Annotated in this window: 3 protein-coding genes and 1 pseudogene; all 4 read right to left on the reverse strand. The window is 72.3% G+C overall.

Annotation, left to right across the window (positions count from 1 at the left end; all coding sequences use genetic code 11):
• On the reverse strand, nucleotides 1–9,369 hold a 9,369-nt coding region (locus JGS22_RS25735), incomplete at its 3' end, for an SDR family NAD(P)-dependent oxidoreductase (protein WP_372454361.1).
• Nucleotides 9,370–9,423, reverse strand: a pseudogene (locus JGS22_RS27525) (polyketide synthase docking domain-containing protein); the annotation flags it as partial.
• Between the two features lie 101 nt (nucleotides 9,424–9,524).
• A complete protein-coding gene (locus tag JGS22_RS25740) occupies nucleotides 9,525–11,651 on the reverse strand; it encodes a type I polyketide synthase (RefSeq protein WP_308405904.1) in 2,127 nt (708 codons plus the stop codon).
• Nucleotides 11,652–11,712: 61 nt separating this feature from the next.
• Nucleotides 11,713–12,077 (reverse strand): hotdog family protein (locus tag JGS22_RS25745; protein WP_216815190.1); only part of this gene is annotated, 365 nt, incomplete at its 5' end.

The raw sequence follows: 12,077 nt of genomic DNA on the forward strand, positions 1-12,077 counted from the left end.
CCGACCCAGACCACCCGTACCACCCGTCACGAGGACGGTCCCGTCAACAGGGAAATCGAGGGACTGAACATCAGCCGGAACACCAGCCGTAACCGCCCGGACGAGGCGCGGCACCAGAACGCGGCCCTCGCGGACGGAGATCTCCGTCTCCTCCACGGAGAGTGCTGCGAGGAGCGCCTTCCGGTCCGTGCTGTCGTCGGTGTCCAGCAGGGCGAAACGGCCGGGGTGTTCCAGCGATGCCGAACGCACCAGGCCCCGCACGGGAGCGGCGCTCAGATCGGGCGCGGTGACGAACACCAGCCGGGAATCGGCGAAACGCTCCTCGGCAAGCCAGGAACGCACCCGGTCCAGCGCCCAAGCAGCAGCGCCGTGCGCGCTCTCGGCGACGTCGGTGGTGGTACCGTCCGGGACGCCGACGAGGACGACGCCCGGTACGGCGGCGGCCGCGGCGAGGGACTCGAGGCTCGCGTACGGGGTGAAGCCGTGGTCCCCGTGGCCGGCGGTCCGGTCGCCGAGGACCGCGACCGCGTCGGCCTCGACGGGTGCGCCGGTGGCCGGGGCGGCCGTCCAGTCGACGCGGTACAGGGGCCGCGCCGCGTCGGGGGTTGCGGCTCCGGACCCGGCCGCGCGAACGGTGAGGGACTCCACCGTGGCGACAGGCGCACCGGTCGGGTCGGCGAGCCGGACGCCCAGGGTGTCGTCCCCGGTGCGGGTCAGCTGAACCCGGAGCGCGGACGCGCCGGACGCGTGCAGGGACACGCCCTCCCAGACGAACGGCACACCGCTCGGGGCGTCCTCGTCACCGAAGGCGAAGGAGGCGTGCAGGGCCGCGTCGAAGAGGGCCGGGTGCAGGCCGAATTCCGCGCCGTCGACGCCGTCGGGCAGGGCGACCTCGGCGAAGACGTCGTCACCGCGCCGCCAGGCGGCCCGCAGGCCCTGGAAGACGGGGCCGTAGTGGAGCCCGGCCTCGGCGAGGCGCTCGTAGCTGCCGGTCAGGTCGACCGGGGAGGCGTCCTTCGGTGGCCACACGGCGGCGTCGAACCCGGCGGGCGCGGCAGCTGGGGCGAGGACGCCGGTGGCGTGCGGGGTCCACGGCTGACGCTCGCCGCCGTCGTCGTCCCGTGCGTGGACGGAGACCGGGCGGCGGCCCAGGTCGTCGGGCGCTCCGACGCTCACCTGGATACGCACCGCGCCGCGTTCGGGGAGCACCAGGGGTGCGGCCAGGGCGAGTTCCTCGACTGAGTCGCAGCCCGCCTCGTCGGCGGCCCGGACGGCGAGTTCCAGCAGTGCCGTACCGGGGACCAGAACTGCCCCCTGTACGACGTGGTCGGCGAGCCAGGGGTGGGAGCGCGTCGAGAGGCGTCCGGTCATCACCAGGCCGTCGGCGTCGGCGAGTTCGACGGCCGCACCGAGCAGCGGATGGCCTGCGGCGCCGATACCGGCCATCCGGATGTCACCGGTCGAGGTGGTGGCCGCGGTGGGCCAGTAGCGCACGTGCTGGAAGGCGTAGGTGGGCAGGTCGACGGGTCGACCGCCGGTGCCGTCGAGGACTGCGGCCCAGTCGACAGCGGCACCGAGGACGTGGAGCCGGGCGAGGGCGGCGAGGGCGGTGGTCTCCTCGTCACGGTCCTTGCGCAGCAACGGCACGAAGGCGGCGTCACTGTCCTGGCCCGCGCTGGTGCGCGCCATTCCACTGAGAACGCCGTCGGGGCCCAACTCCAGGAAACGGGCGACACCTTGCTCAACGAGCGCGGTGATCCCGTCGTGGAAACGGACCGCCTCCCGGACATGGGTCACCCAGTAGCCGGCAGTGGTCAGTTCGCCCGCCTCGGCAAGACGACCGGTCACATTCGAGACGACCGGCAGACGCGGCTCGCCGAACGACAGGCCTTCAACGACCTCGCGGAACGCATCCAGCATCGGGTCCATCAACGGCGAGTGGAAGGCATGCGAGACGCGCAGCGCGCTGACCCGCCTGCCCTGCTCACGGAAGATCCCGGCGACTGCCTCGACCGACTCCACGACACCCGAAATCACCACAGACGACGGCCCGTTGACCGCAGCCACCGAGACGCCTTCCACCAGGTGCGGAAGGACCTCGGCCTCTGTGGCCTCGACCGCCCACATCGCGCCGCCCTCGGGCAGCGCCTGCATCAGACGACCACGAGCAGCCACCAGAGCACAGGCGTCCTCCAGGGAGAACACCCCGGCGACGTGGGCTGCGGCGACCTCGCCGATGGAGTGACCGGCCACGAACTCCGGCCGCACACCCCACGACTCCACCAGACGGAACAGAGCCACCTCAACGGCGAACAGACCCGCCTGCGCATACTCCGTGCGGTTCAGAACCTCGGCGTCCTCGCCCCACACCACCTCACGCAGCGGACGCTCCAAATGCACGTCCAGACCCGCACACACCGCGTCCAAGGACTCCGCGAACACCGGGAAACGGGCATACAACTCACGCCCCATACCGAGCCGTTGCGAACCCTGACCGGAGAAGAGGAACGCCGTACCACCGGTACGAGCGGCACCGACGACGACGGCGGGGTCGGGTTCGCCCACGCACACGGCCGCCAGACCGCGGACGGCGGTCTCCCGGTCGCCGTCGGTCAGAATCACGGCGCGGTGGTCGAAGGTGGAACGCTGGGTGGCGAGGGAGAGCGCCAGGTCGGCCGGGCGCAGCGCGGGGTCCGCCTCGACCTGGGAGAGGAGGCGGGCGGCCTGGGCCCGCAGCGCCTCGTCCGTGCGACCGGACAACGTCCAGGGCACGATGCCCGGGGCCGAGGAGGCGACGACGTCCGTGCCCGGGATCTCGGCGGCCGGCTCGGGCTGTTCGAGGATGACGTGGGCGTTGGTGCCGCTGATGCCGAAGGAGGACACACCGGCCCTGCGGAGTCGTTCCCCCGACCACTCCTGGTCGTCGGTGAGGAGCTCGACCGCGCCCTCGCTCCAGTCGACGTGTGAGCTGGGTGCGTCCACGTGCAGGGTGCGCGGCAGCACGCCGTGACGCATCGCCATCACCATCTTGATGACACCCGCAACACCGGCAGCAGCCTGCGTATGACCAAGGTTGGACTTCACCGAACCCAGCAGCAACGGCGCCTCGCCGTCCGCCCGCTGCCCATAGGTGGCCAGCAGCGCCTGCGCCTCGATCGGGTCACCCAACGTGGTGCCGGTGCCGTGCGCTTCGACGACGTCCACCTCGGACGCCGACAGACCACCACTCGCCAACGCCTGCCGAATCACCCGCTGCTGCGACGGACCGTTCGGCGCCGTCAAACCATTCGAAGCACCGTCCTGATTCACCGCCGAACCCCGCACCACCGCAAGCACTTTGTGCCCGAGACGACGCGCATCCGACAACCGCTCCAACACCACCATGCCCACACCCTCCGACCAGCCGACACCATCAGCAGAATCGGAGAACGAACGGCAACGACCGTCGGAGGAAAGACCACCCTGACGGGAGAACTCGACAAACGTCATCGGCGTCGACATCACCGTCACACCACCAGCAACCGCCAAAGAGCACTCCCCCGAACGCAACGCCTGCGCCGCCCAGTGGAGCGCCACGAGAGACGAGGAGCACGCCGTGTCGACGGTGACCGCGGGGCCTTCAAAGCCGAAGGTGTAGGAGACGCGGCCGGAGGCGATGCTGGGGGCGCTGCCGTTGGCGCGGAATCCTTCGTACTGCTCGTCGACGAGCAGGTTGCCGTAGTCGTTGTACATGACGCCCGCGAAGACACCGGTCTGGCTGCCCCGAAGCGTGACCGGATCAATACCGGTGCGCTCGATCGCCTCCCACGTCGTCTCCAACAACAACCGCTGCTGCGCATCCGTCGCCACAGCCTCACGCGGACTCATCCCAAAGAACTCCGCGTCAAACTCCCCCGCGCCGTGGAGGAAACCGCCCGAGCGCGTATACGTCGTACCCGACGCATCCCGGTCCGGGTTGTAGAGAGCCTCCACATCCCAACCACGGTCCAACGGAAACTCCGAAACCGCGTCAACGCCCTCCGACACCACCCGCCACAGATCGTCGGGCGAAGAAACCCCACCCGGATAACGGCACGCCATACCCACAATGACAATCGGGTCATCCACCACCGACGACAACGCCGACACCGGCACGACAGAACCCGGCTCCACCACACCGAACAACTCGTCCAACAGATAACCGACCAAGGCGTGCGCGGTCGGATAGTCGAAAACGACCGTCGCAGGCAACCGCAGACCCGTCGACGCACCCAGCCGATTCCGCAACTCAACCGCAGTCAGCGAATCAAACCCAAGATCCTGGAACACCCGGTCCGGGTCCACGGTCTGGACGCCCGCATGACCGAGCACCACCGCGATCTGGCCACGCACCAGGTCAAGCAGCACCTCGCGCCGCTCGTCGACACCCAGCACAGCCAGACGCTGCACCAGACCAGCCGTCGCCGCCGAACCACCGGCAGCGGACCGGCGGGTCCTGCGTCGGATGAGGCCGCGCGTCATCGGGTGCGGATCGGCCTGCTCGCGCAGTGCGGCGAGGTCGAGGCGGACGGGCAGGACGGCGGGTACGCCGGTCGTCAGGGCCGCGTCGAAGAGGACGGTGCCCTGCTCGGGGGTCAGTTCGGGCAGCCCGGCGCGGGCGATGCGGTGGACATCGGTACCGGAGAGGGTGCCGATCATGCCGGCGTCCTGCGTCCACGGGCCCCAGGCGAGGGAGGTCGCGGGCAGGCCGAGGGAGCGGCGGTGGCAGGCCAGGGCGTCCAGGAAGGTGTTCCCGGCCGCGTAGTTGGCCTGTCCCGGGCCGCCGAGGACGCCGGAGAGGGAGGAGAAGACGACGAAGGCGTCGAGGTCCAGGCCCTCGGTCGCGCGGTGCAGGTTCCAGGCCGCGTCCACCTTCGGGCGCAGGACCTTCGCCAGCCGCTCGGGGGTCAGCGACTCGACCATGCCGTCGTCGAGAACGCCCGCGGTGTGCACGACCGCACGCACCTCGTACCGCGACACCAACTCCGCCAACGCATCGGCATCCGCGACATCACACGCCTCCACCGACACCCGCGCACCCGAACCCGACAACTCCGCCGTCAACCCGGCCACACCCTCGGCCGACCGCCCACTGCGGCTCACCAACAACAGGTTCCGCACGCCGTGTTCAGCGACCAGGTGCCGGGCCATGACTCGGCCCAGACCACCCGTACCACCCGTCACAAGGACAGCCCCGTCCCCACGACTCCAGTCCGGACCCTCCGTCTCACCCGCGGCCACCCGGGCCAGGCGGGGCACCATCACGCGGCCGTCGCGCACAGCCGTCTCCGGCTCACCGCTCGCGGCGGCAGACAGCACAAGAGCGGGGTCCGAGCCCTCCGCCACGTCCAACAGAGCGAAACGACCCGGGTGTTCGGACACCGCCGAACGCACCAGACCCCACACCGACGCACCAGCCAGATCAGCCCCGTCCACCACACCCGACGTCACCAACACCAACCGAGAACCGGCAAACCGCTCCTCGCCCAACCACCCACGCACCAAACCAAGAGCACGCCCAGCGACCTCATGCACCTCACCAACCACCCCACCCGAAGCACCAGCACCGTCGCCGGCACCGACCCCGACGAGCACCGTCCCCGGCACCTCCTCAGCGACGGAAAGCGCATCCAGATCCGCGAAAAGGACACCCGGCAGCTCCGGAAGGTCCGCACCCAGCAGAGCGGCCGGGGCGGTTCCGGGCTCGGCGTCGGCGGCCGGGACCCAGTCGACCCGGAAGAGGGCGTCGCGGGTCAGGACGTCCGCTGCCGAGGGCGCGGAGGCGACGGCGCGCAGCACCAGGTTCTCGATGCTGGCAACGGGTGCGCCGTCCGCGTCGGCCACGGCGACGGTCGCGGACGCATCGCCGGTGCGGGTCATGCGGACCCGCACGGCGCGGGCCCCGGAGGCGTGCAGACACACCCCTTCCCAGGAGAACGGGACGACGCCCCTGGCCAGGCCGGCGAGGGCCGAGATCTGGAGGGAGGCGTCGAGCAGCGCGGGGTGCAGGCCGAACTCGTCGCCGTCGACACCGTCGGGCAGGGCGACCTCGGCGAAGACGTCGTCGCCGCGCCGCCAGGCGGCCCGCAGGCCCTGGAACAGCGGCCCGTACTCGTAGCCGCCGTCGGCCATGCGCTCGTAGAGGCCGCTGATGTCGAGGAGTTCGGCGTCGGCGGGGGGCCACACCGTCGAGTCGAACTCGAGGGTGCGTTCGCCGGGAACGAGGACGCCGGCGGCGTGCTCGGTCCAGGAGTGCGGGTCGTCCGCTCCCTCTGCGCGGGAGCGGGCGGTGAGGCTGCGGCGACCGGTGGAGTCGGCGGGGCCCACGTGGAGATGGAGTTGGACGCCGCCCTGGGCGGGGAGGATCAGCGGGGCGGCGAGGGTGAGTTCCTCGACACGTTCGCAGTCGACCTCGTCACCTGCCCGGACGGCGAGTTCGACGAAGACGGTGCCGGGCAGCAGGACGTTGCCCATGACGGTGTGCTCGGCGAGCCAGGGGTGGGTGCGCAGGGAGAGTCGGGTGGTGAGCAACAGGCCGCCGCTGTCGGAGAGTTCGACGGCGGCGCTGAGCAACGGGTGCCCCGCGGCCCTGAGGCCGGCGGACTCCACGTCCGCGCCGACGGTGACACTGGGCACCGGCCAGTAGCGCTCGTGCTGGAAAGCGTAGGTCGGCAGGTCGGTGAGCCGGGCGCCGGTGCCGTCGAGGACAGCGGTCCACTCGACGGGTGTGCCGGTGGCGTGGAGTTGAGCGAGGGCAGCGAGGGCGGTGGTCTCCTCGTCACGGTCCTTCCGCAGCAACGGCACGAAGGCGGCGGCGCTGTCCTCGCCCGCGCTGGTGCGCGCCATCCCGCTCAGAACGCCGTCGGGGCCCAACTCCAGGAAACGGGCGACACCTTGCTCGACGAGCGCGGTGATCCCGTCGTGGAAACGGACCGCCTCCCGGACATGGGTCACCCAGTACGCGGGGACGGTCAGTTCGCCGGCCTCGGCGAGACGACCGGTCACATTCGAAACCACCGGCAGACGCGGCTCCCCGAACGACAGACCCTCGACGACCTCGCGGAACGCCTCCAGCATCGGGTCCATCAACGGCGAGTGGAAAGCATGCGAGACACGCAACGCACTGACCCGCCGACCCTGCTCACGGAAGTGCCCGGCAACCGCCTCAACAGACGCCGCCACACCCGAAATCACCACGGACGAAGGCCCGTTGACCGCAGCCACCGACACGCCTTCAACCGACTCCAGGTGCGGAAGCACCTCGGACTCCGTCGCCTCGACCGCCCACATCGCGCCCCCGTCCGGAAGCGCCTGCATCAGACGACCACGAGCGGCGACCAGAGCGCAGGCGTCGGGCAGGGAGAAGACTCCCGCGACATGCGCCGCAGCCACCTCACCGATCGAGTGACCGGCCACGAACTCCGGCCGCACACCCCACGACTCCACCAGACGGAACAGAGCCACCTCAACGGCGAACAGACCCGCCTGCGCAAACTCCGTCCAGTTCAGGACCTCGGCGTCCTCACCCCACACCACCTCACGCAGCGGACGCTCCAAATGCACGTCCAGACCCGCACACACCGCATCGAAGGACTCCGCGAAGACCGGGAAACGCGCGTACAACTCACGGCCCATACCCAGACGTTGCGAACCCTGACCCGAGAACAGGAACGCCGTACCGCCGGTACGGACGGTGTCCTCGACGACGGCGGGGTGGGGTTCGGCGGCGCCGAGGGCGGCCAGGGCGGCGGCGGTGGTCTCCGGATCGGTGGCCAGGACGACCGCGCGGTGCGGGAAGGGTGCGCGGCTGGTGGCGAGGGAGAGCGCGATGTCGACAGGGCGCGGGGGCGGGGTGGTCGTGAGGCGGGCGCCGAGGCGGGCGGCCTGGTCGCGCAGGGCGGTGGCGGAACGTGCGGAGAGCGGCCAGGGGATGACAGCCGGTTCGACGAGCGCGGCCGGAACGGTGGCGGGCCTCTCGTCGTCGGGGGCCTCGGGTGCGTCGGTCTTCTCCGTGGTCGCCTCGGTGGCCTGTTCGAGCAGGACGTGGGCGTTGGTGCCGCTGATGCCGAAGGCGGAGACGCCCGCACGGCGGGGGCGGTCGGTGTCGGGCCAGTCGGTGGCCTCGGTGAGGAGGGCGACGGAGCCGGCCGTCCAGTCGACGCGGGAGGAGGGGCTGTCGACGTGGAGGGTGGCGGGCAGCAGTCCGTGGCGGATGGCCATCACCATCTTGATGACGCCGGCGACACCGGCCGCGGCCTGCGCGTGGCCGATGTTCGACTTGATGCCGCCGAGGTGCAGCGGGCTGCCCTCGGGGCGGTTCTGGCCGTAGGTGGCGAGGAGGGCCTGGGCCTCGATGGGGTCGCCGAGAGTGGTGCCGGTGCCGTGCGCCTCGACGGCGTCGACCTGGTCGGCGGTGAGGCGGGCGTCGGCCAGTGCGGCTTCGATGACGCGGCGCTGCGCGGGGCCGTTGGGGGCGGTGAGGCGGCTGCTGGCGCCGTCCTGGTTGACGGCGGAGCCGCGCACGACGGCGAGGACGGGGTGGTTGTTGCGGCGGGCGTCGGAGAGCCGCTCGACGAGGAGGACGCCGACGCCCTCGCCCCAGGAGGTGCCGTCGGCGGCGTCGGCGAACGGCTTGCAGCGGCCGTCGGCGGCGAGGCCTCGCTGCCGGGAGAACTCGGTGAAGAGTTCGGTGGTCGGCATCATGGCGGCGCCGCCGGTCAGGGCGAGGGAGCACTCCCCCGCGCGCAGGGCGCGGACCGCGAGGTGCAGGGCGACGAGGGAGGAGGAGCAGGCGGTGTCGACGGTGACGGCGGGGCCCTCGAGGCCCAGGGTGTAGGAGATGCGGCCGGACAGGACGCTCATGGCTCCGCCGGTGAGGTTGTGCCCCTCGGTCTCGTCGGCGGTGCGGGCCAGGGAGCCGTAGTTGGTGTCGGCGCCGCCGACGAAGACGCCGGTGTCGGTGTTGCGGAGCGCCGCGGGGCTGATCCGGGCGCGTTCGACGGCCTCCCAGGCGGTCTCCAGAATGAGGCGCTGCTGGGGGTCCATCGCGAGGGCCTCGCGAGGGGAGATGCCGAAGAAGTCGGCGTCGAAGTCGGCGGCGTCGTGCAGGAATCCGCCCTCTTGGACGTAGCTCTTGCCGGAGGTGCCGGGGTCCGGGTCGTAGAGGCCGTCCAGGTCCCAGCTGCGGTCCGCGGGGAGCGGGCCGACGGCGTCGGTGCCCTCGGCGACCAGGCGCCACAGGTCCTCGGGGGAACGGACCCCGCCGGGGAAGCGGCAGGCCATGCCGATGACGGCGATGGGCTCGCCGTCCCGTGCCTCGACCGACTCCAGCCGCTGCCGGGTGCGGCGCAGATCGGCGGTGACCTTCTTGAGGTAGTCGCGGAGCTTGGCTTCGGAGCTTGCCATGGGGTGGTTCCTCTGAGTTCGAGAAGGACGCGTTCGGCCGGACCTGGGGCGGGAGCTGTGTCCGCCGACGCGCGGTGCGGGCGCGTCGGCGGAGACGGCGGCTAGGCGAGCCCGAGTTCGTTGTCGATGAGGTCGAACATTTCGTCGTCCGTGGAGGTGTCGAGGTCGGCGGCGTCCTCGTCGGTGTCCTGGGTGGCGTCGAGCTTCCACTGCAGGGCCTTGAGGCGTTGGGCGAGCCGGACGCGGTCCTGGTCGTCGAGGTCGGCGCCGCCCACGGCGGCTTCCAGGACGGCCAGTTCGGCGAAGACGGCCCGGTCCGGTTCCTCGGCTTCGGTGCCGAGTTCGGTGCTCAGGTGCTGGACCAGGGCGGCGGGGTCCGGGTGGTCGAAGATCAGGGTGCTGGGGAGGGTCAGTCCGGTCTCGGCGTTGAGGCGGTTGCGCAGTTCGACGGCGGTCAGCGAGGACATCCCGAGGTCGAGGAAGCCGCGGTCCGCGTCGAGGGAGTCGGCGGAGGCGTGGCCGAGCACGGCGGCGAGGTGGGCGAGGACGGTGCGGCGCAGGAGTGTCTGCCGCTGGGGGCCGTCGAGCTCGGCGAGCCGGGCCCGGAAGTCGGCCGGAGCGGCTGCACCGGTGACGGGGGCCGCGGCGGTGCGACGGGCGGCCGGGCGGGCGAGGGCGCGCAGCAGCGGGGGCGCCTCGTCGGCGCGCAGGGCGCGGGTGTCGAGGCGTACGGGGACCAGTTGGGCGGTGTCCAGGAGCGTCGCGGCGTCGAGGAGGCCGAGGCCCTGGTCGGCGGTGAGGGGGCGGATGCCGGAGCGTTCCAGGCGGGCGAGGTCGGCGTCGTCGAGTGCACCGGTCAGTGCGCTGCGGTCCTCCCAGAAGCCCCAGGCGAGGGAGTGCGCGGTGAGGCCGCGGGCCCGCCGGTGCTCGGCGAGGGCGTCGAGGAAGGCGTTGGCCGCCGCGTAGTTGGCCTGTCCGGGCCCGCCTGCGATCCCGGCGTAGGAGGAGAACATCACGAACGCGCTGAGCTTGAGGTCGCGGGTGAGGTGGTGCAGGTGCCAGGCGCCGTCGGTCTTGGGGCGCAGGACCGTGGTGAGGCGTTCCGGGGTGAGGGTGTCGAGGAGGCCGTCGTCGAGGACTCCGGCCGCGTGGACGACAGCGGTCAGGGGGTGTTCGGCGGGTACGGCGGCCAGGACCCGGGCGACCTGGTCGCGGTCGGCGGTGTCGCAGGCGACGATCTCGGTCTCGGCGCCGAGGGCGGCGAGTTCGTCGCGCAGGGCGCCGGCGCCGGGGGCGTCGGGGCCGCGGCGGCCGGTGAGCAGCAGCCGGCGGACGCCGTGCCGGGTGACGAGATGGCGGGCGACGAGGGTGCCGAGGACGCCGGTGCCGCCGGTGACGAGGACGGTTCCCGCGCCCGTGCCGTCGCCCCAGGGCGCGGTGGTGACGGATGCAGGGGCGCTGTCGGGGTGGTCGGCGCGGACCAGGCGCGGCACGGTGACGGTCCCGGTGCGGACGGCGAACTGGTTCTCGCCGGTGTGCTCGGCGACGGTGACGGCGTGCGCGAGGGCCGTGGTGGAGCTGTCGTGTCCGTCGCTGTCCGCGAGCAGGAAGCGGCCGGGGTGTTCGGTCTGCGCGGAGCGCAGCAGACCCCAGGCAGTGGCGTCGGCGAGGCCGGGGACGGTGTCGTCCGGGCCGGTGGCGACAGCGCCCTCGGTCAGCAGCAGAAGCCGGGTGGCGGCGAAACGGGGTGCGCGCAGCCAGTCGGTGGCAAGGGCGAGGGCCCGGCGCGCCGAGGTGTGCGCGGCGGTGACGGTGTCGTGGTCGGTGGTGGCGCCGGTGACGTCGTCGGTGGCGTGGCTGTGGGCGGCGACGACGAGGGCGGGATGGGGGGTGTCGCCGGAGTCGAGGGCCGCGGTGAGGTCGGCCAGGTCGCGGTGGACGCGGACGGTGACGCCCGCCCTCTCCAGGGCGGCGCTGAGGCGTCCGGGAGCGCCGCCCTGGAGAGGGCGGGCGTCACCGTCCGCGTCCACCGCGACCTGGCCGACCTCACCGCGGCCCTCGACTCCGGCGACACCCCCCATCCCGCCCTCGTCGTCGCCGCCCTCGACGAACACCTCCCGATCGCCGTCCCCGACGACGGCGCCGTCGAACTCCCACTCCGCGCCGGCTACCGACCGCGCCACCGCGCCGGGCACGGCCGAGGCGCCCGCTCCAAACGCTGAAGTCACCTCTGCGCAGGGGGAGTCCGCCGCCGTAGCGGCGGCGGACTCCCCCTGCGCAGAGGTGACTTCAGCGTTTGGAGCGGGCGCCTCGGCCGTGCCCGGCGCGGTGGCGCGGTCGGTAGCCGGCGCGGAGTGGGAGTTCGACGGCGCCGTCGTCGGGGACGGCGATCGGGAGGTGTTCGTCGAGGGCGGCGACGACCGGGAGGCCGGTCTCGTCACCGGCCCTGACCGCCCAGTCCAGGAGGGCGGTGGTGGGTACGACGACGGTGCCGTGGACGCGGTGGGCGTCCAGCCAGGGCTGCGTGTCGAGGCTGAGGAGACCGGTCAGGACGGCTCCGCCGGAGGCGAGCCGGACGACGGAGTCGAGTCCCGCCGGGTCGGCCTGCGCGTCGGTCGCCTCCAGCCAGTACCGCTCGCGCTGGAAGGCGTAGG

This window comes from Streptomyces tardus, from assembly GCF_018101125.2.
Classification (GTDB): domain Bacteria; phylum Actinomycetota; class Actinomycetes; order Streptomycetales; family Streptomycetaceae; genus Streptomyces; species Streptomyces tardus.